Source organism: Janthinobacterium aquaticum, from assembly GCF_009208565.1.
In the GTDB taxonomy this organism is placed as follows: Bacteria; Pseudomonadota; Gammaproteobacteria; order Burkholderiales; family Burkholderiaceae_D; genus Janthinobacterium.
On sequence record NZ_WFLK01000014.1, the window covers coordinates 126,305 to 152,742 of the forward strand.

Annotated in this window: 28 protein-coding genes, 1 tRNA gene and 1 pseudogene; 18 read left to right on the forward strand and 12 right to left on the reverse strand. The window is 60.5% G+C overall.

Annotated elements, in window-relative coordinates:
• Positions 1-1,515: a DNA adenine methylase gene (locus GCM43_RS20470; RefSeq protein WP_193315688.1), complete on the reverse strand. Its 1,515-nt coding sequence runs from the start codon at positions 1,513-1,515 to the stop codon at positions 1-3.
• Between the two features lie 231 nt (positions 1,516-1,746).
• On the opposite strand from GCM43_RS20470, the pseudogene GCM43_RS20475 reads away from it, so the two are divergent.
• Positions 1,747-2,910, forward strand: a pseudogene (locus GCM43_RS20475) (IS3 family transposase).
• Between the two features lie 272 nt (positions 2,911-3,182).
• Here the strand turns inward: GCM43_RS20475 and GCM43_RS20480 are convergent.
• The 6 genes from GCM43_RS20480 to petA form a co-directional block, all read right to left on the reverse strand.
• A tRNA-Thr gene (locus GCM43_RS20480) sits at positions 3,183-3,258 on the reverse strand.
• A gap of 26 nt (positions 3,259-3,284) precedes the next feature.
• Entirely contained in the window at positions 3,285-3,788 is a 504-nt protein-coding gene (locus GCM43_RS20485) for a ClpXP protease specificity-enhancing factor (RefSeq protein ID WP_152247740.1), read from the reverse strand.
• A gap of 220 nt (positions 3,789-4,008) precedes the next feature.
• A complete protein-coding gene (locus GCM43_RS20490) occupies positions 4,009-4,620 on the reverse strand; it encodes a glutathione S-transferase N-terminal domain-containing protein (RefSeq protein ID WP_017877976.1) in 612 nt (203 codons plus the stop codon).
• A gap of 121 nt (positions 4,621-4,741) precedes the next feature.
• The gene (locus GCM43_RS20495) at positions 4,742-5,506 is read right to left on the reverse strand and encodes a cytochrome c1 (RefSeq protein ID WP_152247741.1); all 765 of its coding nucleotides are present in this window, start codon (positions 5,504-5,506) and stop codon (positions 4,742-4,744) included.
• 36 nt (positions 5,507-5,542) lie between these two features.
• Complete coding sequence (locus tag GCM43_RS20500) at positions 5,543-6,955, reverse strand: cytochrome b (RefSeq protein WP_152247742.1); 1,413 nt, start codon at positions 6,953-6,955, stop codon at positions 5,543-5,545.
• A 2-nt stretch (positions 6,956-6,957) separates the two neighbouring features.
• A complete protein-coding gene (gene petA / locus GCM43_RS20505) occupies positions 6,958-7,566 on the reverse strand; it encodes a ubiquinol-cytochrome c reductase iron-sulfur subunit (RefSeq protein WP_152247743.1) in 609 nt (202 codons plus the stop codon).
• 413 nt (positions 7,567-7,979) lie between these two features.
• Between petA and mscL the strand changes: the two genes are divergently transcribed.
• The 4 genes from mscL to GCM43_RS20525 all read left to right on the forward strand — a co-directional run bounded on the left by mscL (position 7,980) and on the right by GCM43_RS20525 (position 10,811).
• Complete coding sequence (gene mscL / locus GCM43_RS20510; protein ID WP_152247744.1) at positions 7,980-8,432, forward strand: large conductance mechanosensitive channel protein MscL; 453 nt, start codon at positions 7,980-7,982, stop codon at positions 8,430-8,432.
• A gap of 40 nt (positions 8,433-8,472) precedes the next feature.
• Positions 8,473-9,633 carry a Do family serine endopeptidase gene (locus GCM43_RS20515; protein ID WP_193315689.1) on the forward strand — a complete coding sequence of 387 codons (1,161 nt, stop codon included), beginning with the start codon at positions 8,473-8,475 and terminating at the stop codon, positions 9,631-9,633.
• A gap of 20 nt (positions 9,634-9,653) precedes the next feature.
• The gene (locus GCM43_RS20520; RefSeq protein ID WP_152247745.1) at positions 9,654-10,352 is read left to right on the forward strand and encodes a DUF2461 domain-containing protein; all 699 of its coding nucleotides are present in this window, start codon (positions 9,654-9,656) and stop codon (positions 10,350-10,352) included.
• A 117-nt stretch (positions 10,353-10,469) separates the two neighbouring features.
• Entirely contained in the window at positions 10,470-10,811 is a 342-nt protein-coding gene (locus tag GCM43_RS20525; protein WP_152247746.1) for a cupin domain-containing protein, read from the forward strand.
• A gap of 15 nt (positions 10,812-10,826) precedes the next feature.
• Here GCM43_RS20525 and GCM43_RS20530 read toward each other — a convergent pair whose 3' ends face one another.
• From GCM43_RS20530 to GCM43_RS20550, 5 genes are all read right to left on the reverse strand, one after another.
• Entirely contained in the window at positions 10,827-11,885 is a 1,059-nt protein-coding gene (locus GCM43_RS20530) for an NAD(P)H-dependent glycerol-3-phosphate dehydrogenase (RefSeq protein WP_152247747.1), read from the reverse strand.
• 80 nt (positions 11,886-11,965) lie between these two features.
• Positions 11,966-12,391, reverse strand: a complete 426-nt coding sequence (locus GCM43_RS20535; RefSeq protein ID WP_226929591.1) for an SH3 domain-containing protein — start codon at positions 12,389-12,391, stop codon at positions 11,966-11,968.
• A 120-nt stretch (positions 12,392-12,511) separates the two neighbouring features.
• Complete coding sequence (gene secB, locus GCM43_RS20540; RefSeq protein WP_152247749.1) at positions 12,512-12,985, reverse strand: protein-export chaperone SecB; 474 nt, start codon at positions 12,983-12,985, stop codon at positions 12,512-12,514.
• 155 nt (positions 12,986-13,140) lie between these two features.
• Positions 13,141-13,407, reverse strand: coding sequence for a glutaredoxin 3 (gene grxC / locus GCM43_RS20545; RefSeq protein ID WP_152247750.1), 267 nt, complete (start codon positions 13,405-13,407; stop codon positions 13,141-13,143).
• A gap of 37 nt (positions 13,408-13,444) precedes the next feature.
• Positions 13,445-13,861, reverse strand: coding sequence for a rhodanese-like domain-containing protein (locus GCM43_RS20550; protein ID WP_152247751.1), 417 nt, complete (start codon positions 13,859-13,861; stop codon positions 13,445-13,447).
• 105 nt (positions 13,862-13,966) lie between these two features.
• Between GCM43_RS20550 and gpmA the strand changes: the two genes are divergently transcribed.
• The 13 genes from gpmA (at position 13,967) to gspD (ending at position 26,429) form a co-directional block, all read left to right on the forward strand.
• The gene (gene gpmA / locus GCM43_RS20555; RefSeq protein WP_152247752.1) at positions 13,967-14,713 is read left to right on the forward strand and encodes a 2,3-diphosphoglycerate-dependent phosphoglycerate mutase; all 747 of its coding nucleotides are present in this window, start codon (positions 13,967-13,969) and stop codon (positions 14,711-14,713) included.
• Positions 14,714-14,835: 122 nt separating this feature from the next.
• Positions 14,836-16,320 carry a murein hydrolase activator EnvC family protein gene (locus GCM43_RS20560; protein WP_152247814.1) on the forward strand — a complete coding sequence of 495 codons (1,485 nt, stop codon included), beginning with the start codon at positions 14,836-14,838 and terminating at the stop codon, positions 16,318-16,320.
• Positions 16,321-16,360: 40 nt separating this feature from the next.
• Positions 16,361-17,851, forward strand: coding sequence for a S41 family peptidase (locus GCM43_RS20565; protein WP_152247753.1), 1,491 nt, complete (start codon positions 16,361-16,363; stop codon positions 17,849-17,851).
• Entirely contained in the window at positions 17,848-18,609 is a 762-nt protein-coding gene (locus tag GCM43_RS20570) for a HesA/MoeB/ThiF family protein (protein WP_152247754.1), read from the forward strand. Before GCM43_RS20565 ends, GCM43_RS20570 begins: the two co-directional genes overlap by 4 nt.
• Positions 18,610-18,708: 99 nt before the next feature.
• On the forward strand, positions 18,709-19,152 hold the full coding sequence (gene gspG / locus GCM43_RS20575; protein WP_152247755.1) for a type II secretion system major pseudopilin GspG: 444 nt from the start codon (positions 18,709-18,711) through the stop codon (positions 19,150-19,152).
• 20 nt (positions 19,153-19,172) lie between these two features.
• The gene (gene gspH, locus GCM43_RS20580; protein WP_152247756.1) at positions 19,173-19,658 is read left to right on the forward strand and encodes a type II secretion system minor pseudopilin GspH; all 486 of its coding nucleotides are present in this window, start codon (positions 19,173-19,175) and stop codon (positions 19,656-19,658) included.
• Positions 19,655-20,050 carry a type II secretion system minor pseudopilin GspI gene (gene gspI / locus GCM43_RS20585; protein ID WP_152247757.1) on the forward strand — a complete coding sequence of 132 codons (396 nt, stop codon included), beginning with the start codon at positions 19,655-19,657 and terminating at the stop codon, positions 20,048-20,050. Before gspH ends, gspI begins: the two co-directional genes overlap by 4 nt.
• Positions 20,050-20,691: a PulJ/GspJ family protein gene (locus GCM43_RS20590; RefSeq protein WP_152247758.1), complete on the forward strand. Its 642-nt coding sequence runs from the start codon at positions 20,050-20,052 to the stop codon at positions 20,689-20,691. Before gspI ends, GCM43_RS20590 begins: the two co-directional genes overlap by 1 nt.
• A gap of 8 nt (positions 20,692-20,699) precedes the next feature.
• A complete protein-coding gene (gene gspK, locus GCM43_RS20595; protein WP_226929586.1) occupies positions 20,700-21,665 on the forward strand; it encodes a type II secretion system minor pseudopilin GspK in 966 nt (321 codons plus the stop codon).
• An 18-nt stretch (positions 21,666-21,683) separates the two neighbouring features.
• On the forward strand, positions 21,684-22,913 hold the full coding sequence (gene gspL / locus GCM43_RS20600) for a type II secretion system protein GspL (RefSeq protein WP_226929587.1): 1,230 nt from the start codon (positions 21,684-21,686) through the stop codon (positions 22,911-22,913).
• A complete protein-coding gene (gene gspM / locus GCM43_RS20605; RefSeq protein WP_152247760.1) occupies positions 22,910-23,443 on the forward strand; it encodes a type II secretion system protein GspM in 534 nt (177 codons plus the stop codon). Before gspL ends, gspM begins: the two co-directional genes overlap by 4 nt.
• Complete coding sequence (locus GCM43_RS20610; RefSeq protein WP_152247761.1) at positions 23,440-24,216, forward strand: type II secretion system protein N; 777 nt, start codon at positions 23,440-23,442, stop codon at positions 24,214-24,216. Before gspM ends, GCM43_RS20610 begins: the two co-directional genes overlap by 4 nt.
• Positions 24,213-26,429, forward strand: coding sequence for a type II secretion system secretin GspD (gene gspD, locus GCM43_RS20615; protein ID WP_152247762.1), 2,217 nt, complete (start codon positions 24,213-24,215; stop codon positions 26,427-26,429). The genes GCM43_RS20610 and gspD overlap by 4 nt, the downstream gene beginning before the upstream one ends.
• Positions 26,430-26,438 lie beyond the last annotated feature (9 nt).

Here is a 26,438-nt window from a genome sequence, read left to right on the forward strand (position 1 = left end):
TTAGACCTTGCAAATTAGAAGTCGCTCTGCATCGTTGCGGATACCTACGTTATGTGTCTTTGTATTCAGCTTCCTATGGCTGTGTTCGGTGATTTCCATTACTGAAACATTGGGATAGTGGCGCTTGGCAGTCGCAACAAGATCTGGAAATGTTAGGAGACGTGGACGATGTCCCTCCGCCTCGTCAAATGGCGAATAGGACAACACCAAGGGTGCTTCACGGCGTACAGTCGCTGCGAATAACTTATCAAAGGCTGCGGGCGCTGTCGACGGCACGCAGAATGATGATTGATGGCGACCTATTCGATAGACGCCTCGCATCACTGATAGTTCCCCCCGTTTCTTCATTTCGTCGAGACGTGGGGAGTCTCTCAGAACTAGTGTTTCAAGGACATGATAGAACCGCGAATAGTGGTCAATCGTGTATGGGGGATCGGCATAGTACACGCCACACTCGCGATCATTTGCGGCGAATTCAATCACATCACCGCGCACCACTCGATGATTGTCGTTTGTCGGCAAAACATGTTCTTGCCAGCGATTGGCCCAGCTTTGAAATATCTGAATTGTATTCAGGGTTCGGTCACGCAGCGCTCTCTGCAGCAGTAGCGGAGGAATGCGACCATCGGCTTTCTTAAGTTTCATTGGCTGCGCAAACTGCTTCCCGACTGTATTGACAATCTCGCTGGCGGTACTGAGTAGAACAGCTAGTACACAACTCTTAGATGACGGGACTTTCAAGGCATTAGCTGCCATGTAGATGGCATCTAATTCGAGGGCCTGAGCATAGGAGAAATACGGTCCGCCAAAGTATCGGATTGCGGTTAAATCGGCGGTGTTGAATTCGCTAGTTTTGAGTCCTTTGATAACTTTGCCAAGCAACTTTTCTAAACGCGGAGGGCAGTTCGTAAGCGGACGTTGCTCATGGATTGCTAACGAACCGAACTCCATTAGATGGATGAGATCTTCAGGGTCCCCCGAGGCTGCTTTGTGAAGTGCCTTCGCTTCAAACTCAAGCAGTGGCGCGACCTGGTGGGAGACTCGGCGAGCGAACTCATTCACTTGCAACATAAACTCAGGTTGAATGAACTCTGCGTAGTGTTCTGCTTTCCCATGCAATAGCGCCGTCGTAAGAGCATGTGAAAATGCTTGTATGTCGACCGCCGTTACGGGTCTAATTGTGCCCAACAATGAGCTAACTACGCCGCTCCCGGCGAATAGGTCGCCAACGCGTGATGCACCTGGAGCGACTTCACTGAGTACGGTGGCAATAGTCTCGGCCAAGCGTTGCTTGCTACCGAGGTACTGAATTGGTCGGAACGCTTTGACAGGGGCGTTTGTCGACGTGGTGTTTGATGCCAAGATTGCTAGTTCACTCAATCGCTTCGGTGCCGGTTGCGACCTGCCGCTCTCCCAGTAGGCGACGGTGATCTGGCTCACCTGAAATCGTTCGCCAAAATGAGTCTGCGATTCGCACAGGCGATTCCGTAGTTCGCGGATGGCGGTTGGGGTCATAGAGATATCGATCAGAAATAGATGTATTTTATAACACATCTACTAGATAGGCAAATTTGACCGCTCCCCTACATGAAAGCAGCAATTAACTTCGCATGTATCCAGGGGAGCGGTAACGTGCAGTCGAGAACAAATAGGTCTTGCCTAACAAGAAGTGAGCCAGGTTGTGTAGTGGTTTAATGTACCCGGACACTGATTTAGGCGAGAATACTCGCCATGGAGAGGTGTTTGATGAGCAAGCAAAGACTTACATTTTCCCCTGAGTCCCAGCAACAAGCAGCATGCTTGGTATTAGATCAGGGATACAGCCACGTGGAGGCTAGTCGGTCGATCGGCATCGGAGAATCGCTGATGCGCCGCTGGGTTCAACAGCTTCAATTGGAGCGACAAGGCGTCACGCCACAGGGCAAGGCAATCACGCCGGATCAGCAGCGAATACAGGAACTTGAGGCGCGCATTGAGCGTCTCGAGCGGGAGAAATCCATTTTAAAAAAGGCTACCGCGCTCTTGATGTCGGAAGGGATAGAACGTACGAGGTAATCGATCAGATTTGTGGTGACGAATCAATCGAGTTGATTTGTGCGGTATTCGATGTCGCGCGGTCATGCCTGTATGCACATCGGGAGCGCGTGCGACATATTGATGTTGAGCGCATGGCATTGCGTAGCCGCGTCCACGAGCTGTTCGTTGAGAGCCGCAGTTCAGCGGGGAGCCGCAGCATCATGGACATGATGCGCGAGGAAGGCAAGGCTATCGGTCGCTTCAAGGTTAGTCGCTTGATGGAGGAGCTGGGGCTTATCTGCAGGCAACCTGGCAGGCACGCCTACAAGCAGGCCACGGTGGAGCGGATCGACATTCCGAATCATCTCAACCGTGAGTTCACGGTGGCGGCGCCAAATCACGTCTGGTGCGGCGATATCACCTATGTTTGGGCGCAGGGGCAATGGTATTACTTGGCTGTTGTGTTGGATCTGTTCACTCGCCGAGCAGTGGGGCTGGGCATTCTCGCTACGGCCCGACGCCGACCTTGTTGTGCAAGCGCTGGAAATGGCTTTCGAGCAGCGCGGTCGCCCCCAAGGGCTGCTGTTTCATTCGGATCAGGGCAGTCAGTACGCCAGCCGAAAATTCCGTCAGCGATTATGGCGCTATCGGATACAACAGAGTATGAGCCGTAGGGGAAATTGTTGGGACAATGCCCCGATGGAACGGCTGTTCCGCAGTTTCAAAACGGAGTGGCTGCCGTCAACCGGTTGCATGACGGCACGAGAAGCACAACGGGACATCAGGTATTACCTGATGCACCGGTATAACTGGATACGGCCGCATCAGTTCAACCAAGGACTGGCGCCGGCCGTCTTCGAAGAAAAACTTAATGTAGTGTCCGGGATGGGTTGACCACTACACGGTAACGGAAAGACGGCTTGATAGGATCGGCAAGGTAGCGTGTCATATTAACGGGTTGCCGAGAAAGGCGAGAACTTAACCGTAGCCTGCAATGCATCGCCTGCGAATGCAAACTCTGTGGGAAGAAGCGATTATTAGGCGCAGGCCGTTCAGATACGTCCTTAAAACCTATGCGGTGCTTACATACGGATAATCGGTAAGGAAAAAATAGAAAAGGGTTACATGCGGAGCAAATGTAACCCTTTGATTTTCCTACTAAATTCTGGTGCCGACTGCCGGTTTCGAACTGGCCACCTGATGATTACAAATCAACTGCTCTACCAAATGAGCTAAGTCGGCGAAAACTGTGCGTTGCGAATTATACGCTATTTAATGCGCGTGAGGGTCGGGCGGCCGCCTTTTTTTGGTGGCTCGTCGTCGCCGGGCGGCGTGGTGTCGCGCTGTTCCGGGTTGCCTGTGGGGACCGAGGCCAGTGTCGGGCCGGATGCTGCCGGGGCTGGCGGCGGCGGGGCGTCGGTTGATTCGGGGCTGTTAGTCGGGGCGCTGTCGTCGTTGCCGAGCGTGGGCTCGAAGGCCATGCCCTGGCCGTTTTCGTTGGCGTAGATGGCCATCACGTTGTCGACCGGCACATAGATTTCACGCGAGACGCCGCCGAAGCGGGCGTGGAAGCGGATGGCGTCGTTGTCCATCTTCAGGCCGTTGGTGGCGCCAAAGCTGATGTTGAGGACGATCTCGCCTTTTTTCACGTATTCCATCGGCACCGTGGTGCGCGAGTCGACCTTGACCGCGAGGTAAGGCGTGTAGCCGCTGTCGGTACACCACTCGTAAATGGCGCGCAGCATATAGGGTTTGGTTGAGATTTCAGACATGATCAATACTGTAAGGCGGGAGCGCCCTCGTCAGTGACAAGGTGACGCACCGGTATTTCAATAAGACAGGGCAGTGAAGCCGGAAAACTCCCACTGAAAAATTTCCCGGAAAGCGTAGCGAGCAAGCCCGATATCGGCCTGAGTAACGCAGCCGTACGAATGTACGGCGAGTAACGCCAGGCCAAGAGCAGGCTGCGCAGTAGCTTTACCGGATCATTTTTTAACGGCGCATGACTTTTTCCGAAGGGGTCAATGCTTCGATATACGCCGGACGCGAGAAGATGCGTTCAGCGTATTTCATCAGCGGTGCTGCCGTTTTCGACAGTTCGATGCCATAGTGGTCCAGGCGCCACAGCAGTGGTGCAACAGCCACGTCGAGCATCGAGAATTCGTCGCCCAGCATGTATTTGTTTTTCAGGAACAGCGGCGCGAGCGTGGTCAGGCGGTCGCGGATTTCTGCGCGGGCCTTGTCGTGGCTCTTGTCGTTGCCCTTGGCGCGTTCGCTTTCCAGCACGTGCACGTGCACGAACAACTCTTTTTCAAAGTTGAACAGCATCAGGCGGGCGCGCGCGCGCATCAAAGGGTCGGCCGGCATCAGTTGCGGATGCGGGAAGCGCTCGTCGATGTACTCGTTGATGATGTTCGATTCATACAGAATCAGTTCGCGCTCGACCAGGATCGGCACCTGGCCGTACGGGTTCATGGTCGAAATGTCTTCCGGCTTGTTGAACAGGTCGACGTCGCGCACTTCGAAGTCCATGCCTTTTTCAAACAGGACCAGGCGGCAGCGTTGCGAAAATGGGCAGGTTGTACCCGAATAGAGAACCATCATTTTTTATAGTTCCTTAGAAACAAAGGGGGTGAAGCCGCGAACGGCTCACCCCAAGTTCATTTGCCCGCGCATGCGGACAATGCTAAAAACGGCATTAACCGGCTTGAAGCCGGCGCCTCACTTATTTGACTTCCTTCCAGAACGACGCATTCAGGCGCCATGCCAGCAGCGCAAAAGCCGACAGGAACAGCAGTACCCAAACGCCCAGGCGCTTGCGTGTCTGCTGTGCCGGTTCGGCCATCCACTCCATGTAACCGACCAGGTCGGCTACTGCAGTGTCGTAATCGATCTTGTTCAACGTGCCTGGCTTGACTTGCTCGAAGCCGACAAATTTGTGGATTTTCTTGCCCGCTTCATGCGGATCAGTCTCTTCTACAAACTTGGCAGTCTGGATACCTTGCAACTCCCATAACACATGTGGCATGGCAACATTCGGCACGACCATATTATTCCAGCCGGTCGGACGCGTGTCATCTTTATAGAACGTACGCAGGTAAGTATACAGGTAGTCGCCGCCAGTGCCAGCGGAAGATGATTTTGCGCGTGAAATTACCGACAGATCGGGCGGAACGACGCCAAAAAACGTCTTGGCGTCCTTGGCCGCCAGCGACGTTGTCATCAAGTCGCCCACTTTATCACCAGTAAACAACAAATTGTTCTTGATCTGGTCTTCCGTCAGGCCCAGGTCTTTCAGGCGGTTGTAGCGCATCGAGACGGCAGCGTGGCAATTCAAGCAATGATTAACGAACAATTTGGCACCGTGTTGCAGCGCGGCCATGTTGGTTGAACGGTCAGGCGCCTTGTCGAGCGGAAAGCCGCCTTCGCTGGCAAAGCCCATGGCCGGTACGAACGCCAGGATGGCGAGCAGTTTTTTTGCAATCTTCATTTGATGTAGGTCCTTTGAGCGTGGCGTGGGATCGGCTTAGTGCGGGTGAAACGTCACACGCGACGGCACGGTCTTGAACTTGCCCATTGCACTCCACCATGGCATCAGCAGGAAAAAGCTGAAGTAAATCAGGGTGCACACTTGCGACACGATGGTCTTGCCGTCCGTTGGCGCCTGGGTACCGAGGTAGCCGAGGATCAGGAACGACAGGCCGAAGATGGCGTAGATGTATTTATGCCAGGTCGGACGGTAGCGGATCGATTTCACCGGCGAATGGTCGAGCCATGGCAGGAACGCCAGGATCACTACCGAGCCGCCGAAGAACACCACACCCCAGAATTTGGCGTCGAGCACCTGTGGCAGCATGCCGACGATGGCCACCAGCGCAATCACGGCAATGGCGGTCTTGACCTTGGTCGACAGGCGCGATTTCAACCAGATAAACACCACGTAGGCAGCGACCGCACCCATCAGCACGTACATGAAGTCGGCGGTGGTGGCGCGCAGTACCGAGTAGAACGGCGTGAAGTACCAGGTTGGGGCGATGTGCAGCGGGGTTTTCAGCGAGTCGCCCGGCAGGAAGTTGTTGTATTCCAGGAAGTAGCCGCCCATTTCCGGTGCAAAAAACACCACCGCGCTGAAAATGACCAGGAAGATCGATACGCCGAACAGGTCGTGCACGGTGTAGTACGGATGGGACGGGATCGAATCGACCGGGTGGCCGTCGGCGCCCAGGTTTTCTTTCACTTCGATGCCGTCCGGATTGCTCGAACCGACTTCGTGCAGGGCGATCAGATGCGCTGCAACCAGGCCCAGCAGTACCAACGGGATGGCGATCACGTGGAAGGCGAAGAAGCGGTTCAGGGTGGCGTCGGAGACCACGTAGTCGCCGCGGATCCACAGCGACAGGTCAGGGCCGATCAGCGGAATGGCGCCGAACAGGTTGACGATCACTTGTGCGCCCCAGTACGACATCTGGCCCCATGGCAGCAGGTAGCCGAAGAACGCTTCGGCCATCAGGCACAGGAAGATGGCAAAGCCGAACAGCCAGATCAGTTCGCGTGGCTTGCGATACGAGCCGTACAGCAGGCCGCGCGTCATGTGCAGGTACACGATGATGAAGAAGGCCGACGCGCCGGTCGAGTGCATATAGCGCACCAGCCAGCCCCATGGCACTTCGCGCATGATGTACTCGACCGAATTGAAGGCCAGCGCCGCATCGGGCTTGTAATGCATGGTCAGGAAGATACCGGTGACGATCTGCAGCACCAGTACCAGCATGGCCAGGGAACCGAAGATGTACCAGAAATTGAAGTTTTTCGGGGCGTAGTACTTGCCCCATTGATCGTTCCACAGTTTGGTCAGCGGAAAGCGGTCATCGATCCAGCCCACCGCTTTTTGCGCGGCCGGCGCATCGGCCGGGAATTTGGTTTCTTTGAAAGCAGCCATGATCAAGCCTCGCCTTTCTCGTCTTTACCAATCACCAGTTTGGTGTCGCTCAGATACATATGGCGCGGCACCTGCAAGTTGTCCGGCGCGGGCTTGTTCTTGAACACGCGGCCGGCCATATCGAAGGTCGAACCGTGGCAAGGGCACAGGAAGCCGCCTTCCCAATCGTCAGGCAGCGACGGTTGCGGGCCGGGGGTAAATTTCGAGGAAGGAGAGCAGCCGAGGTGGGTACAGATGCCGACGGCAACGAGAATTTCAGGCTTGATCGAGCGCCATTCGTTCATGCAGTATTCCGGCGTGAATTCGGCCGGATTGCGTTTGGAATCGGCATCGGCCACCTTGTCGTCGGTTTTCTTCAGCGACGCCACCATTTCCGGGGTGCGCTTGAGGATCCAGACCGGCTTGCCGCGCCATTCCACGGTGCGCATTTCGCCAGGCTGCAAGGTGGCGATATCTACTTCGACCGGCGCGCCGGCCGCTTTCGCTCGCTCCGATGGCTGGAAGGTGCTTACCAAGGCACCCGCGGTAGCCAACCCGACTACACTGCCCGCCGCGCACGTGGCGACGAGCAAGCCGCGGCGGCCCGAATCGACCTGCTTTTCGTTACTCATGCAAACCCCAATCAGTCAAAATGCGAATCTTTATTATGAATGGCAGCCGCGTAAAAATCCGTCGCCGAAGCGGTATTAGTGCTTGCCGCAACCCGTCTCTTTGTACGGTAAAGTGGCAACATCCCTGCGGAACTTCGGTCAATGGCGCAGCTTGTGCCATTTTCTTGTTAATCGCCACGAAGCGAAAAAAGCCACTACTGGCGACCGCAAATTATAAGTGAAGCAAACAGCGAATTAAAGAAAAACGTTGCTTGTACCATAATTTATATACTTTTGCAGAAAGAGGCTAGTTCTTTTGAACTAGATGCGTCCGCTTGTATCGGAATAGCCCTTGCACGCAGCGACAAGTTGGTGTCGTTGGCAATCGATAGTATGATCGGCATGTCTTTTATACACATCCGAAGGGAATATCCATGGCAATGATGCAGGAATTTAAAGAATTTGCAATGAAAGGCAATGTCATCGATCTGGCCGTGGGTGTCATTATCGGTGGCGCTTTCGGCAAGATTGTCGATTCATTGGTGAAAGACGTGATCATGCCGCCGATCGGGCGCATTTTTGGCGGCCTCGATTTTTCCAATTACTATTTCCCGCTCAATGGCCAGCCGACCAGCATGACGCTGGAACAGGCCAAGCAGGCTGGCGCCGTACTCGCTTACGGTAACTTCCTGACCATCCTGCTCAATTTCATTATCCTGGCGTTTATCATTTTCCAGATGGTTCGCCTGGTCAACAAGGCGCGCCGTGCGCATACGCCACCGCCGGCACCGGCTGCGGCGCCGATCACGCCGGAAGATATCCTGCTGCTGCGCGAGATCCGCGACTCGCTCAAGGGCGCGCCAAAAAACACTGATCTGGCACAATAAGTTGTTACGGCGTGGCGCCGGCTGACCTGGATAGAGTTTTATGCGACGATTTTGGCTGTTGTTTGCGCAGACAGTGACCATTGCCCTGGCACTATATTTTGTCTACGGCGCACTGCGTCCGGCCAGCCGGGTGCAGCAGCTCGGTTCGCCCGCCACGCCGATTCCGGTGGTGGAGACGGCCTCGAGCAGCCTGGCGCCTGGATCGTTTCGCGACGCGGCGGCGCGGGCCATGCCCGCCGTGGTCAATATCCTCACCACCCAGGCGCCCAAGCGCGGCGCCCATCCGCTGGCGCGCGACCCGTTCTTCAAGCGCTTCTTTGGCGAGCGCACCCCCGAGTTCGACAACGGCGGCGGCATGAAAAACAGCCTGGGCTCGGGCGTGATCGTCAGCCATGAAGGCTATGTGCTGACCAACAACCATGTGGTTGAAGGCGCCGATCAAATCGAGGTGGTACTGACGGACGGGCGCAAGGCGCCGGCCGAAGTGGTGGGCCTTGACCCGGAAACCGACCTGGCCGTGATCAAAATCAAGCTCGACAAGCTGCCCGTGATCGTGCTGGGCCAGTCCGAGCAGGCGCGTGTGGGCGATGCCGTGCTGGCGATTGGCAACCCGTTTGGCGTGGGCCAGACGGTGACCATGGGCATCATTTCTGCCTTGGGCCGCAACAACCTGCATATCAACAGCTTTGAAAACTTTATCCAGACCGATGCCGCGATCAACTTCGGCAACTCGGGTGGCGCGCTGGTCGATACGCGCGGCAACCTGATCGGCATCAATACGGCGATTTATTCGCAAAGCGGCGGCTCGGTCGGCATCGGCTTTGCCATTCCCGTTTCCACCACCAAGACAGTGATGGAGGCGATCATCAAGAACGGGCATGTGGTGCGCGGCTGGATCGGCGTGGAAACCCAGGATATCACCGAGGAACTGGCCGACAGCTTCGGCCTGCAGCGCACCAGCGGGGCGATTATCGCCGGCGTGGTGCGCAGCGGCCCGGCCGACAAGGCCGGCATCAAGCCGGGCGATATCCTGCTCAGCGTCGAAGGCAAGCCGGTGGGTGACACCACCGAAATGCTCAATCTGATTGCGCAACTGCCACCGGGCGAAAAAGCTAAAATGACGGTGCTGCGCAAGAACCGTGAAATGGCGCTTGAGGTGGCGGTGGGCAAGCGTCCCATCCCGAAAGACCTGTCCAAATAGTTGCGAATCGGAAGCTACACATGCATGTGCGTGATTTGACCCAATTTTTACGTGAACTGAGCGACAACAATAACCGTCCCTGGTTTGTGATGAACAAGCCGCGCTACGATATCCTGCGCGAAGAATTCCTGGCGCTGGTGACCAGCGTGATCGGCGAGCTGGGCAGGTTTGATCCGGCCGTCAAGTTCTGCAATCCGAAAAAAGCCATGTTCCGCATCAACCGCGACGTGCGCTTTGCGCATGACAAGCGGCCCTACAAAACCCGTTTTTCGGCCGCGATTGCACCGAACGACATGCGCCGCCCCAGCAAGGCCGGCGGTCCGACCTACTATCTGCAGATCGACGGCGAAGGCAACCTGCTGTTCGGTGCCGGCGAATACATGCCGCCACCGGGACGCCTGAAGGCGCTGCGCGAGCATATGGTCAACGATGCGCCAGGTTTTTCCAAAGTGCTCAAGAATAAGCGCCTGAAGGCGCGCTTCGGCACCATCCAGGATGAAGGCAAGCTGCAGCGCCCGCCGAAAGGTTTTGCCGCCGACGCCGAGCATATCGAATTTATCAAGCTGAAAAGCTTTTTTGTCTGGACCGAAGTGCCGCTGCCGCTGAACACCCCGGAAAAGCTGCTGCCGATGATCGCCGAAGGCCTGAAAGACGCGTACCCGCTGGTACAGTGGATGCGCGAGGCCAAAGAGCCAGAGGAAGAATCGCCAGAAGCGTAGGTCGGTAGGTCGCGTAGGTCGGATTAGGCCTCCGGCCGTAATCCGACAACACTGTTGGCGCTAATGTACACCACTGCGTGGTGCCGCAAACAGCCCTACCATCCCAAGGAGACCACCATGGCCCTACCCCACGCCAGCTCAGGCCAAGTCATCGACCTCAAGCCCACCGCCAGCGACGATCTGTCGCAGTTTTCCTCGATTGCGCTGGCCAAGACGGACGAACTGGAACTGATCCGCATGGTCATGCCCAAAGGCAAAACCATGCCCGAGCATCATGTACTGGGAGAAATTACCCTGCTGTGCCTGCAAGGGCAACTGGCCGTCGACGCGCATGGCGGCGTGCAGGTGCTGAGCGCAGGCCAGATGCTGTATCTGCACGGCGGCCAGGCTCATGCGCTCGAAGCGCGTGAAGATAGTGTGGTGCTGCTGACTATTTTAATGGCCAAGGCCGGCCGCTAGATCCGGTCGTGAACGTCAGGCCAGCCCGCTGGCCTCGTCGCGCGGATCGCGCGCCAGCAATTGTTGCACCATCGCCTGCGGCAAGTCGCCGTCGAACAGCACGCCGGCTACCGCATTGGTGATCGGCATGTCCACATTGATCGTGCGCGCCAGTTCGCGCACGGCGCGCGCGCAGGGCACGCCTTCGGCCACATGGCCCAGTTCGGCCACGATGGTGTCCAATGGCTTGCCTTGTGCCAGCCCCAGGCCGACCTTGCGGTTGCGCGACAGGTCGCCGGTGCAGGTCAGAATCAGGTCGCCCATGCCGGTCAGGCCCATGAAGGTGGCGGTCTGGCCGCCCAGCGCCAGGCCCAGGCGGGTAATTTCGGCCAGGCCACGGGTGATCAGCGCAGCGCGCGCGTTCAGTCCCAGGCCCAGGCCGTCGGCCACGCCGGTGGCAATCGCCAGGATGTTTTTCACCGCACCGCCCACTTCCACGCCCACCAGGTCTTCGCTGCCATACACGCGAATGGTGCCGCCGTGCAGGGCCGACACCACCTTGCTGCGCAATTGCGCGTCGCTGGAGGCAATGGTGAGCGCGCACGGCAGCGCACGCGCCACTTCCTGTGCAAACGAGGGGCCGGACAACGCGCCGCCAGGCACCCCTGCGCCCAGCTCTTGCTGCACGATCTGGTGCGGCAGCATGCCGCTGCCGTTTTCAAAACCCTTGCACAGCCAGACCAGATTGGGGATGGTCTTGTGTTTGAGTTGCTGCAGCAGCGGACGCAGGCCGGCTACCGGGCAGGCGGCGATCAGCAGCGCCTCATCGCCGGTGGCGTGCGCCACGGCGGCGTCGAAGTCGGCGCTGACGGCCAGCGAGGCCGGCAGCGCAAACCCGGGCAGGTAGCTGTTTTCGCGGCTGGCGGCCATGGCGGCCATGGCGTCGCTGTTGCGGCCCCATAACAGCACGTCATGGCGGGCCGACAGGGCCATCGCCACGGCGGTGCCCCAGGCGCCAGCGCCCAGGACGGTAATCTTGCGGCGCGTGGCGGCGCCAGTGGTCAATCCGGCGGATAAGTCGGCAGAAACTTGCATGTAACCTCTTGAAGCGGGGAAAAGCGTGGTCGATCAGCGGTGTTGTCGGATTACGCGGGGCTTGGCCCCGCTAATCCGACCTACAGGCCCCAGACTTCGCTGGTCTTGACGTAGCCGGTCTGGCCGTCCTTGTGGCGGACCTTGACCCAGCCCGATGTGGCCGGCTCGCTCAGTTCGAGCAGCACGCCTTTGTCGAGCAGCAGCACGGCGGACGAATTGTCGTCGGGGCTGGCGCGCACCTTCAGGTTGGCGGCGCGGGCTACCAGGCTGCGTTTGGGGCTCAGGCCCTTCGCTTCGGTCCAGGCCATTTCGCCGCTGGCGTCGCGTACCTTGACCCATTCACCATAGCTGAGCACGACTTCGAGCGGCATGCCGCGCGGCGCCACATATAATTTGCCGCCTTTGGGCGAGGGCGCGTCATACAGGATCACCGGGGCCGCGCCCACGGACTTGAAATCGACGGCATGGCTGGCAACACTGGCCAGCATCAGCACGGCGCCTGTCATCCAACGCAACTTGCTCGTAACCGGATTATTCAACATGATGTTTTTGAACCTTGATGAAGCACGGCGGCCAGGCCGCCGTGTCAGGCCAGCGCGAAAGCGCTGGCGGAGTCTTGCAAAAGCTTAGTGCGTTTCACCGGCTGCTGGTGCGGCAGCAGCGGCGTCGGCGATCGCTTGCAGACGTTGTTGGTAGAACACTTCGAAGTTGATCTCGGCCAGGTGCACTGGCGGGAAGCCGGCACGGGTGATCACGTCAGCGATGTTGGCGCGCAGGTAAGGGTAGATGATGTTCGGGCAGCCGATGCCCAGCAGCGGATCGAGTTGATCTTCCGGGATATTGCGTGCTTCGAAGATACCTGCTTGCTTGCCTTCAACCAGGAACGCGACTTTTTCGCCGACTTTGGCGGTCACGGTGATGGTCACGGTCGCTTCGAAGATGCCATCGGCCAACGGTGCGGCGCCCACGTCCAGCGCAACTTCGATTGCCGGTGCTTCCTGTTCCAGGAAAATGGCTGGGGAATTTGGTTGCTCCAGCGACATGTCTTTCAGGTAGACGCGTTGGATTTGGAATACGGGTTGCAGATTTTCGTCAGACATGGAACGCTTTCGTTGTAATGGACAAGAACGGCACACCGTTCAAATAAGGTACATGCAGTGTGAAAACAGCGCCGGATAGGCACGGTTTGCGGGGTGCGAGAGCAATTGTATCAAAACAATACTGCCTCAAACCAATTTCTCGACCCCGCTTTATATCAGGTTGCCGTGCCGTTTAACAAGGGGTCCAGCTTGCCGGCTTGATCGAGCGCATACAAGTCGTCGAAACCGCCCACATGGGTTTCGCCCACGTAAATCTGCGGCACGGTGCGCCGGCCGGTGCGTTCCATCATCTTGACGCGCTCGGCCGGGTCGAGGTCGACGCGGATCTTTTGCACGGTAACGCCCTTGCTTTCCAGCAGGCGCTCGGCGCGGATGCAGTACGGACACACAGCGGTGCTGTAGACGATGACTGGGACACTCATGATGTTCTCCTTGATAAGTGGTGGCGAAGCGCGCTGCTTATTTCGCCAGTGACAGGGTTTTCAGTGGCAAGCCTTGCTTGTTCCACTCGTCAATACCGCCTTCCAGGCTCGTCGCTTCCGTGTAGCCTGCTTTGGTCAGCAGTGCCACGGCCGAAGCGGAACGCGATCCTTTCTGGCAAACCACTACAATGGTGCGCGTTTTGAATTTTTCCAGCTCTGTCATGCGTTTTGACAGCTCTGCCAGCGGAATATTTTTTGCGTCAGGCAGGTGACCAGTTGCAAATTCTTCAGGGTTGCGTACGTCAACAATGATGGTTTTACCACGATTGATCAACTGCGTTACTTCCAGCACCGTGGCGCGCTTGCCGCGCATCGACAGCATGGGCCACAGCAGGGCGCCGCCGGAAATAAGGACGATGGCAATCAGAAAAATATGGTCAATAAAGAATTTCACAAAGAGTCCAATGGTTTAAGGTGATGCGCGCATTATAAAATAGAAGCTTGACGAGGTCTTTTTACGTTTTGCTTTTTTGATTTGAACCCGAGAGAAGATAGAACTATGTATAAAATCGTTTTCATGCGTCACGGCGAGTCCACCTGGAACCTCGATAACCGCTTCACCGGCTGGACCGACGTCGATCTGACGGAAAAGGGCATCAACGAAGCCAAGGCCGCTGGCCAGATCCTGAAGCAGGAAGGCTATACCTTCGACGTGGCCTATACCTCGGTACTGAAACGCGCGATCCGCACGCTGTGGCTGGCGCTGGACGAAATGGATGCGATGTATCTGCCGGTCAAGAACGACTGGCGCCTGAACGAGCGCCACTACGGCGCCCTGCAAGGCCTGGACAAGGGCGAGACGGCCGCCAAGTATGGCGACGAGCAGGTGCTGGTATGGCGTCGCAGCTACGATACGCCGCCGCCGGCACTGGAAGAAAGCGACGACCGCGCCTCGTTCAACGACCCGCGCTACGCCGGCCTGCCGAAAGCGTCGATTCCGCTGACCGAATGCCTGAAAGACACCGTGGCGCGCGTGATGCCGGCCTGGGATGAAGAAATCGCCCCGGCCATCCGCGCTGGCAAAAAAATCATTATCTCGGCCCACGGCAACAGCCTGCGTGCGCTGATCAAGATGCTTGACGGCATCAGCGACAGCGATATCGTCGGCCTGAACATTCCCAACGGCCAGCCGCTGGTGTATGAACTCGATGCCGACCTGAAACCGATCCGCCATTACTACCTGGGCGACCCGGCAGCGATTGCCGCGGCCCAGGCTGCCGTAGCGAACCAAGGGAAGGCCAAGTAACTTTGCAGTCTTTCTTCCGCGGCACAGTCTTCGCCCCCTTTGCTGATCGTTCCCTGCCGGCCTGGCGCGCCGGTGCTATCCACGCTGCCACAGTGCTATGCCTGGCGCTGTTGCTGCCAAGCATGGCGCATGGCGCCAGGATGACCGAACGCAGCAAGCAAAAGCTGGCCGCGGAAGCGCAGCGCGCTGGCCTGCAGCAAAAGCTGACCGCGCTCAAGCGCGATATCAGCGCCACCGAAAGCGCCAGGGAGGACGCGGCCGATACCTTGGCCGAGTCCGAAGAAGCCATTTCCAACGCCAACCGCGCCTTGCGTGACCTGGCGCAGGAACAGAGCGATACCAATGCCAAGCTTCAAGCGCTTGGGCAGGAACACCGGCAGCTGACGGCGACGGTGGAAAAACAAAAGAAACAATTATCCAAATTGCTGCGCGAACAATATGTTGCAGGCAATGAGGACCGCATGAAATTGCTGCTTTCGGGCGACAATCCGAACCGCATCAACCGCGACCTGCAACTGATGGCCTATGTGTCGCAGGCGCAGGCCAAACTGCTCGACTCCTTGCGCGCCAATCTGGCGGCAGTGGAAAAAAACCAGGCTGACGAGCAGAACGCCAAGGACGAGCTGGAAGAAATCGCCCAGGAAGAGCGCGACCAGAAAGCCCTGCTGGTGCAGGAAAAGGCGCGCCGCGCCACCTTGCTGGCCAATTTGTCGCAGCGCCTGGTGGCGCAGCGCAAGGAAGCGGGCAATGTCGAGCGCGATGAACAGCGCATGGGCAGCCTGGTCGACAAGCTGGGCAAGCTGATTGCCGAACAGGCCGCTGCCGCAGCGGCCGAGAAAAAGCGCCAGGAACTGCTGGCCGCGCAGCGCGCCGCTGCCAAGGCTGCCGCCGAGGCCAAGCTGGCGGCGGAAAAACGCGAGCGCCTGGCTGCAGCCCAGGCGGCTGTGCGCGCGCGCGCCGAAGCGAAAGCGCGCGCCGAGCGTGAGCGCATCGCCAGGGAGCAACAGGATCAGTCGGGCAGGATCAAGCCGCAAACCCCGGCGCCCGCACCGGCGCCGACGCCTGTGCCAGCGCCGCCGGTCAAGCTCGATCCGATCGACGCCGATGAACCGCCGCAAATCGCCAAGGTCGAGCCGAAGCCCGAACCCAAGCCCGAGCCTAAGCCCGAGCCGGCACCGGCTCGTCCTGTGTTGGGTCCGGCCGCGCCCGACGGCGCCTTTGCCAGCCTGAAAGGCCAGCTGCGCGCGCCGGTGTCGGGCCGCATTGCGGCCAAGTTCGGCAGCAAGCGCGGCGATGGTCCCACCTGGAAAGGCGTCTTTATCCGTACCGGCGAAGGCAGCGAAGTGCATGCCGTGGCAACGGGGCGGGTGGTGTTTGCCAACTGGATGCGCGGTTTCGGCAACCTGATCATTGTCGACCATGGCGGACAGTACATGAGTATTTACGGCAATAACGAGTCCTTGCTCAAGCGCGTGGGTGACAGCGTCAAGGCCGGCGACGCCATCGCCAGCGCCGGCAACAGCGGCGGCAATGAAGAATCAGGACTATACTTTGAGCTGCGTTACCAGGGCCGCGCCTTCGATCCCGTCGGCTGGGTCCGGTTTTAAGCGCCAACGGCAGTACTGATTGCAAGGTGGACGGAGATACATGGGCATCAAGGTAAAAAATATCGGCCTGATCGGTCTGGGCATGCTCGCTGGCGTCGCCGCCACCATGCAGTTTCCGGCCTTGGCGCAACGCGCCGCCGCGCCGCTGCCGCTGGACGAACTGCGCCAGCTGGCCGATGTGTTCGGCCTGATCAAGACCGATTATGTGGAAAAAGTGGAAGACAAGAAGTTGCTGACGGAAGCCATTTCCGGCATGGTCGCTTCGCTTGATCCGCACTCGGTGTATCTCGACAAGAATGCCTTCAAGGACATGCGCGACAGCGTGCAGGGCAAGTTTGTCGGCATCGGCATCGAAGTAAGCATGGAAGACGGCTACGTCAAGGTGGTCTCGCCGATCGAGGACAGCCCGGCTACCCGCGCCGGTATCCTGGCCGGCGACCTGATCACGCGGCTCGACAATGTACCGCTGAAGGGCTTGCAGCTCGATGAAGTGATCAAGAAAATGCGCGGCCAGCCGAACAGCAAGCTGGTGCTGACCATCTCACGCAAGGGCGAAGCCCAGCCGCTGGTGTTTCCCATCGTGCGCGAGGAAATCCGCGTGCAGAGCGTCAAGGCAAAAATGGTGGCGCCCGGCTATGGCTGGCTGCGCATCGCGCAGTTCCAGGAGCCGACGCTGGGTGACATGGTCAAGAAAATCAACGGCCTGTACGCACAGGATCCCAAGCTCAAAGGCCTGGTGCTCGACTTGCGCAACGACCCGGGCGGCGTGCTGCCGGGCGCCATCGGCGTCTCGGCGGCTTTTCTGCCCGGCAATTCGGTGATCGTCTCGACGCGTGGCCAGTTGCCCGAATCGCAGCAGGTGTTCTATGGCCGCCGCGAATTTTACGCCGCACCTGGCAGCAAGGCCGATCCGCTGGCCAGGCTGCCGGCTGCATTGAAAACCGTGCCGCTGGTGGTGCTGGTCAATACCGGTTCGGCCTCGGCGGCCGAGATTGTCGCCGGTGCGCTGCAGGACTACGGGCGCGCCACCGTGATCGGTACGCAGACCTTTGGCAAGGGTTCGGTACAGACCCTGCGCCAGCTGACGGCCGATACCGCCATCAAGCTCACCACCGCACGCTATTACACGCCCAAGGGCCGCGCCATCCAGGCGCGCGGCATTACGCCCGATCTGCTGGTCGATGAAACGCTTGAGGGCGACGGCTGGAATACCCTGCGCGTGCGCGAGGCCGACCTGGACAAGCACCTGAGCAGCGACGATGGCAAGCCCGAGGCAACCAGGCCGACCATGGGTGAAGTGCACGACCAGCTGGAACAGGAAAAGCGCCTGATCGCCGATGCCAAAACGCGCAAGCGGCTCGAATACGGTGCCCAGGACGACTTCCAGCTGCAGCAGGCGCTCAATCATTTCAAGGGCTTGCCGGTGAAGCTGGCAAAGGTGGACAACAAGGCGGAAAAAATCGTCGACAAGCCGGAAATCGCGTCAGATATCAAGGCCGAAGATAAAAAGGCGCCGGTCAGCCAGCCATGAACGATCAGCAGCTGCTGCGCTACTCGCGCCATATCCTGCTTGACCAGATCGGCATCGAAGGCCAGCAGGCGCTGCTCGACGCGCATGCGCTGGTCATCGGCGCCGGCGGCCTCGGCGCGCCGGCCGCCATGTACCTTGCCGCCAGCGGCGTGGGCAAGCTCACGCTGGTCGATGACGATACGGTCGACCTGACCAATCTGCAGCGCCAGATCATCCACGGCACGGCCAGCGTGGGCCAGCCCAAGGTGCAGTCGGCGCGCGCGCAGCTGCAATCGATCAACCCGGAAATTGAGGTGGTGGCCCTGCAGGAGCGCGCCGGCGATGCGCGCCTGCGCGAACTGGTGGCCGGCGCCACGGTGGTGCTCGACTGCACCGACAATTTTGCCACCCGCCATGCGATCAACCGCGCCTGCGTGGCGCAGAAGGTGCCGCTGGTGTCGGGCGCGGTAATCCGTTTCGACGGCCAGGTCAGCGTGTTCGATCCGCGCTCGGGCCAGCAGCCGTGCTACTCGTGCCTGTTCCCGCAGGACCAGCAGTTTGCCGACGAAGCCTGTTCCACCATGGGCGTGCTGGCGCCGCTGGTGGGCGTGGTGGGCGCCATGCAGGCGGCCGAGGCGCTCAAGCTGATCATGGGCATCGGCACCTCGCTGGCCGGCCGGCTGCTGCTGTTAGATGGCCTGCACATGGAATGGAACAGCATGCGCGTGCAGCGCGATGCGGCTTGCCCGGTCTGTGGTGCCGGCGCCTTGTCGGCTTGAACACAAGCAGGTAAATTTTCTTAAATTTCCTCTATATGACAGGCTTTGTCATATTTCGGCTTTATACTCTGCATTCCACGGACCTCATTCTTCATTCTTATGCAAAACGCAGCAAAACGTTCGCTTCGCCAGCGCGGCTTTACCCTGATTGAAATCATGGTGGTGGTGGTGATCATGGGTATTCTCGCTTCGCTGGTGGTGCCCAAGCTGATCGCCCGCACCGGTGAATCGAAAGTGGCGGCCGCCAAGGTCGATATCGCCACCGTAATGCAGGCCCTGAAACTGTACCGCCTCGACAACCAGCGCTACCCGACCACCGAACAAGGCTTGCGCGCACTGGTGGAAAAACCGACTGCCGGCCCGGCCGCCAATGGCTGGAAAGCGGGCGGCTACCTGGAAAAAATGCCGAAAGACCCATGGGGCAATCCTTACCAATACCTGTCGCCTGGCCTGAAAGGCGAAGTCGATATCATCTCGCTGGGCGCCGACGGCCAGCCTGGCGGTAGCGGCGACGACGCCGATATCGGTTCCTGGGACCAGTAAGTTTTTCCGGCCTGCCTGCCATGAGCACCCGATGCCAGCCGCGTCATCGTCATCAGCGCGGCTTTACGCTGATCGAGCTGCTGGTGGTGATGGTCATTATCGGCGTCACCCTGGGGATCGTGTCGCTCAATGCGATGCCCAACGGGCAGCAGGCGCTGCAAAAAGAAGCCGAGCGCATTGCGCTGCTGCTGCAGCTGGCGCGCGACGAGGCCATCGTGCGCAGCCGGCAGGTGGCGTTTGAAGCCGATGAAAATCAATACCGTTTCCTGGTGCTCAATGAAAAGCTGTGGCAGCCTGTGACGCAGGACGATTTGCTGCGCGAGCGGGCCTTTGCCAATACGCCGATGCTGCTCAGCGTGCAGCCGTCGACCAGCGTGGCACAACCGCTGCGCATCGTGTTCGGCCGCGAGCCGGTCGACAAGCCCTTCGTGCTGACGCTGGCCAGCGGCGAGCGCAGCGTGGCCATCCGCGCCGACGGCATCGGTCATTTCACGGTCGAACAATGATGGCCTTTTCTTTCCTGCTCCGCCGCCAACGCCGGCAGTCCGGTTTCACCCTGCTCGAAGTGCTGGTGGCGCTGGTGATCGTCGGCACGGCGCTGGGCGCCTCGCTACGCGCAGTAGGCAGCCTGACGCAAAACAGCGACGGCCTGCGCAGCGCCATGATGGCCACCTGGTCGGCTGAAAACCACCTGGTGCGCCTGCGTCTGCAAAAAAGCTTCCCGCAGACCGGCAAGCGTACCGTCGACTGTCCGCAGGGCGATTTGAAACTGATCTGCGAGGAAGAGGTGGTCGCCACGCCGAATCCCCGTATGCGCCAGGTGCGCGTCAATGTGTATGACGCGCAGTACCCGGCCCGGCGCATCGTGCGCCTGGTCCTGCTGGCGTTCAACGACTGATGGCGCGCCGCCTGCCGTCCCGCGCGCGGGGCTTTACCCTGATCGAGCTGCTGATCGCCATCTTTATCCTGGCGATGGTGGCGGTGCTGGGCTGGCGCGGTCTCGACAGCATTATGCGTTCGCGCGAAGTGCTGACCGCCCAGCTGGCGCAGGCGCGCGGCATGCAGCTGGCGTTTGCGCAGATGCAGAGCGACTGCGATCACCTGGCCGGCGCCGGTGCGGGCAGCACGCTGCTCAATGGCCGCAGCAACCTGCAGGCGGAAAATGACCGTTTGATGCTGGTGCGCCTGGCCGCGTCCGAGCAGGAGCCGCAGCTGCTGCAAGTGGTCACTTACCGACTGGTCGCTGGTGTGCTGATGCGGCGCGAGTCGAGCGGCACGCGTGACCTGGCAGTGCTCGACACGCTGTGGCAGGCTGCCCGCAATGACGCCGGCAACGGCAGTGCCGAAGTGGTGCTGATGCAGGGCGTGGCCAGCATGGCTATGCGCGGCCAGCGCGCGCTGAGCGCCAATGCCGCGCCGGAGTGGATCACGCTGGGCACCGGCAGCAAGACCGATGACCTGGCCGGGCTGGAAGTGAGCCTGCAGATGCCGGGCCAGGCGGCCAGCCTGAGCAAAGTATTTTTGCTGGGGCCGGGATGAAGCCGTTCATGCTCCCGCAACGCCAGCGCGGCGTGGCCATTATCACGGCGCTGCTGCTGACCGCATTGGCCATCACGGTGGTGGCCAGCCTGTTCTGGCAGCAGCAGGTGCAGGTGCGTTCGATGGAAAACCAGCGCCTGCGCCTGCAAACACAATGGGCCATGCGTGGCATGGTCGACTTTGCGCGCTTCTGGTTGCGCCAGGATAATCCTGCGCTGACTGCGGTCGATGGAGTCTGGGCTACGCCGATCGAAGAGGCGCGCCTCGATGATTACGTGGACCGCGAGCGCGTTGATACCGAAAAATTCGATGCCACCGTCTCGGGCCGCGCGCTCGATGCGCAGGGGCGGTTCAATATTACCAACCTGGTCGACATGACCGGTGCGCCCAACCCGGGCCAGTTGCAGGCCTACCAGCGCTTGCTGTCCAACTTGCAACTCGATAGCGGCCTGGCGCGGGCCACCGCCGATGCAGTCGTGCGTGCGCGCCCGAAACCGCGCAGCACGGACAAGGGCAGTGACGGCAAGACTGCCACGGTTGCGGCAGGCAGCAGCGGCAGCAGCGAGCCGGTTGCTTTCATGCAAATCGAAGATTTGATGGCAATACCGGGCTATACGCCGCAAATCATCGAAAAGCTGCGCGATTTCGTGATCGTGCTGCCGGAGATGACGGCGGTCAATGTCAATACCGCCTCGGCCGAGGTACTCGCTGCCATTACCGACATGTCCGTTTCCGAGGCCAGCGCGCTCACGCTGAGCAATCCGCGTAAAAAGTTTGTCGATCTGGACAACTTCAAGAATAATATTAATGGAAAGAAAGTGATTGGTGGCGTGGAGGCCGATGTCAAGAGCCGCTACTTCCTGACCGTGATCCGGGTACGGCTGGACCGCGCCGCCCTCGACGCGCAGGCGCTGATCAATCGAAAAACGGATCCTCAGCGCACCACCAGCCTGGTCTGGTTGCGGGAAAACTAACACCTGAAAGCGAATCCTTTGACAACTTTGTATATCCGGCACCCGGCCAAGGCGTCTACCGACAGTGCCGCCACCTGCGCCTTTATGCTGGCCGGCGATGGCGGCCAACTGCAGCAGCAGGGCAGTGCGGCGCTGGGCAGCCTGGGCCAGCTGATCGCTGGCGCGAAGCAGGTGGTGCTGCTGCTGGCGGCGTCCGATGTGACGCTGCTGCGCCTGAAAACGCCGCCGCTGGCCGGCGCCCGCCTGCGCGCGGCGCTGCCGGGACTGGTGGAAGAACATATCCTGGGTGATGTGCAGGACTGCCTGCTGGCGGCCGGCGCGCCGGACGCCGCTGGCCTGCGCACGGTGGCCGTGGCGCAGCGCGCCTGGATCGAAGTACTGACCCGTGCGCTGCTGGCACAGAGCGCGCGCAAGATTACGCTGCTGCCGTCGCAACTGTGTTTGCCGCTGCCGCCCGGCGGCGTGGTCGCCGCGCTGCAACCCGGCGCGCAGGGCATCGAACTGGCGCTGCGCCAGGCGCCGCAGGAAGGCATGGGGCTGGTGCTGCCGTTTGATCCGCAGCAGGCCTTGCTGACGGCGCGCGCGCTGGCTGGCGACGTGCCGCTGGCGCTGTATGTGGGCGCCGACGAGCTGGCGCAATACCAGGCGCTGGCGCAGCAGGCTGCCGGCGTGACGGTGGAGCTTGATCATTGGGCGCACTGGATCGCCGGCGCCAAAAGCGCCAATCTGGATCTGGCCCCAGCGCTGGGCGCGGCCGGCGGCGCGGCGCGCGACTGGCGCCGCTGGCGCTGGCCGCTGCGCCTGGCCGCGCTGGTGGTACTGGTCAATCTGGTGGGCATCAATCTGGAATGGTCGCGCCTGAAGCGCGAAGCGGCGACCGTGAAAACCTCGATGCAGCAGACCTTCAAGGCCGCGTATCCGCACGAAGCGCCGGTGTACGGCCTGGAAGCCGAACAGATGCGGCGCAATATCGCCGCCGCCCGCCTGCAGGGCGGCCAGGCCAGCATGGATGACTTTACCAGCATGAGTGCGGCGCTCGGCGAAGCGCTGGGCGGCCTGGCCGGGCGCGGCGTGGTGGCCTCGCTCGAATACCGCGAGCGCAGCCTGATCGTGCGCTTGAAGCCCGACATGGTCAACGCCAGTGCACAGGCGCAGGTGCGCGATGGTCTGGCCGCGCGCAAATTGACACTGAACGAAACTGAACCGGGCGTGTGGAAGATCAGCGCCGCCACGGGAGCCAAAGCATGAGTGCAGCATTGAACAAGGGACGCGCGCTGGTGGCAGCGCGCCGGCAGGCGCTGCAGGCTTTCTGGGCCGAACGCACGGCGCAGGAGCGCAAGCTGCTGACCATCGGCGGCGTGGTGGCCGGCCTGGCGCTGATGTATGCGGTGTTTTTCGAGCCGGCCTGGAATGGCCGCATCGAACTGCAAAAGAGCCTGCCGGAATTGCGCCAGCAGGCAGCCCAGTTGCAGGCGCTGGCGCGTGAAGCGGGCGAATTGTCGCGCCAGACGCCGGTGCAGGTCGCACCGATGAGCCGTGACAGTGTCGACGCGTCGCTGAAAGCGCGCGGCCTGTCGGCGCAGTCGCTGTCGATGACGGGCGAATACGCGCGCGTACAGCTGAACGGTGCGCCGTTTGCCAACGTGATGCTGTGGCTCGACGGCTTGCGCCGCGAAGGGCGCATCGCGGTGCAGGAAGCGAAGATCACCGCGCAAAGCAAGGCCGGGCTGGTGGACGCCACGCTGACGCTGCATCAGAGCCCGGGCGTCACCCAATGAAGCGTTTCCTGCTCTGGCTGCTGGCCATCGTGGTCAGCATGACGCTCACGCTGCTGGTGTTTTTCCCGGCTGGCTGGGTGGCCGGCATCGTGGAAAAGCAGACTGGCGGGCGCCTGACTTTAGGCGATGCGCAAGGCACGCTATGGCGCGGCTCGGCCTTTATCGGCGGCGCGGCCAGCGCCAATGGCGCCGTCACGCCGCTGCTGCCGGGGCGCTTCAGCTGGCGTATTTCGCCATCGGTGCTGTGGGGTTCGGTCGATGTGGAATTGCAGAACCAGGAAGCGCTGTCGCAGCCGGTCAACCTGCGCGGCTCCTGGTCGCGCTGGCAGGTCAGCCCGGCTGCACTGCTGCTGCCGGCCGATGGCCTCGGTGGCCTGGGCGCGCCCTTGAATACCGTGGCGCCGACCGGCACCATGCGCCTGTCATGGAGCACGCTGGAACTGGCGCTCGACAAGCAGCAGTTCTCGGCCAACGGCCGCACCACCTTGCAGATGACCGACATGGCTTCGCGCCTGTCGTCACTGCGCCCGCTGGGCAGTTATGAACTTGATTTCGATTGGCAGGGACAGCAGGCAGGCTTGACGCTGCGGTCCCTGAAAGGACCGCTGCTGCTTGATGGCAGCGGCAGCCTGAACCAGGGCCGCATGCAGTTTTCCGGCCAGGCCCAGGCCGCAGCAGGATATGACGAGAGCTTGGCGAGTTTGCTGAATTTGCTTGGTCAGCGCCGTAGCAATAGCGAGAAAAACATCATCGCCCTAGAGTTTAGACAATGAAAAAATCATCCGTGAGCCAAAACAAATCCACCTTTTCGCTGCGCCGCCTGTCGGCTGCCGCCCTGCTGTGCTGTTCCGTGGCCGGCATGCCGGCGCCCGTCTGGGCTGCGCCCGGCGATGAAGCGGCCCTCAACTTTGTTGGCGCCGATATCGAATCGGTAATCAAGGCCGTTGGCCACTATACCAACATCAATTTCGTGATCGACCCGCGCGTCAAGGGCACCATCACGCTGGTGTCGGAAAAGTCGATCAGCAAGACCCAGGCCTTTGCGCTGCTCGCCTCCGCACTGCGCCTGCAGGGCTATGCGGTGGTGTCGGGCGACGGCTACGCCAAGGTGGTGCCGGAAGCGGACGCCAAGCTGCAGTCGGTGCCGACCCAGATCGGCAACAACGCCAGCCAGGTCAAGGGCGACCAGATCGCCAGCCAGGTGTTTTACCTGAACTACGAATCGTCGGCCAATATGCTGGCAGTACTGCGCCCGCTGATCTCGCCCAATAACACCATCAACGCCAATCCGGGCAACAACTCGCTGGTGATCACCGACTACGCCGACAACCTCAAGCGCCTGGCCAAGATTATCGCCGCCATGGACGTGCCGGCGTCGACCGACCTGGACGTCATTCCGGTGCGCTATGCGATTGCCTCGGATCTGGCGGCAATGATCAACAAGCTGATGGAAACCGGTGGCGGTGCTGCCGGCGCCGGTGGCGACGCCGGCAAGGTATCGGTGCTGGCCGATCCGCGTACCAATTCGCTGGTGCTGCGCGCGCCGTCGGCGGCGCGCGCCAACCTGGCCAAGTCGCTGATCGCCAAGCTGGACCAGCCGACTTCGCAGATGGGCAATGTGCACGTGGTGTACCTGAAAAACGCCGACGCCACCAAGCTGGCGCAGACGCTGCGCGCGGTGGTCACGTCGGACGGCACGGCCGCTTCGCCGCAGCAGAACGCCACCACCAATGTCAGCTCGCAGGGCATGAATGGCCAGAGCAACTCGGGCGGCTTGAACAGCAACAGCATGGGCAACTCGCAAAACGGCGGCAGCGGCGGCGCTTCGCTCAACAACGCGCCGCAGCAACTGTCCGCTGGCGGCGCGGCCGGCTTTATCCAGGCCGACGCATCGACCAATACCCTGATCCTGACCTGCAACGAGGCGGTGTACCGCAACCTGCGCGCCGTGATCGACCAGCTCGATGTGCGCCGCGCCCAGGTCTATATTGAAGCGCTGATCGTTGAAGTCACGTCGGCCAAGGCGTCCGAATTCGGCGTGCAGTGGGCCGGCCTCTCCGGCGACAGCACCAGCAGTTACCGCGTCGGTGCGCTGCAGTCGTTTGCCAGCGGCAGCAGCAACAATATCGCCGCGCTGGCCACCGGCAAGGGCGCCGTGCTGCCGACCGGCGGCCTGACGCTGGGCATTTTCCGCCAGATCAATGGCGCGCTGGGCCTGGGCGCGGTAGCGCATGCGCTCGAGTCCGATGGCAATGCCAATATCCTGTCGACGCCGAACCTGATCACGCTCGATAACGAACTGGCCACCATGCAGGTCGGCCAGAACGTGCCGATCCTGACCGGCCAGTACACCAGCACGGCCGGCACCAATACCAACCCGTTCCAGACCATTGACCGCAAGGACGTCGGCCTGACGCTGAAAGTGCGCCCGCAGATTTCCGAAGGCGGCACCATCAAGCTGGCGATCTACCACGAGACCTCGAGCGTGGATAAATCGACCACCACGGCGGTCAGCGGCATTACCATCAACAACCGCGTGATTGAAAACAATGTCCTGGCCGACGATGGCCAGATCATCGTGTTGGGTGGCCTGATCGAGGACAGCACCGGCGACAATGCCGAAAAAGTGCGCGGCCTGGGCGACATTCCGGTGCTGGGCAATCTGTTCAAGTACCAGACGCGCGAGCGCAAGAAAACCAATCTGATGATCTTCCTGCGCCCGGTTATCGTGCGCAGCAAGGAGCAAAGCATGAGCCTGGCGACCGACCGCTACGACTATATGCGTGCCACCGAAGCGGCCGCCGTGCCGGCTTCGGGCAACCTGATGCTCAAGGACCTGGGCACGCCGGTCTTGCCGGCGCTGCAGGATGGCCAGCCGGTCGGCGGCAGCATGGTGACGCGTCCGGTACCGCCGGCGCCCAAGCCGCCAGCCGGCGCGCCGGCCAACGCCGCCACGCCGGTGCAAACCCAGCAGCCGCAGAACTGATCGGCCGTC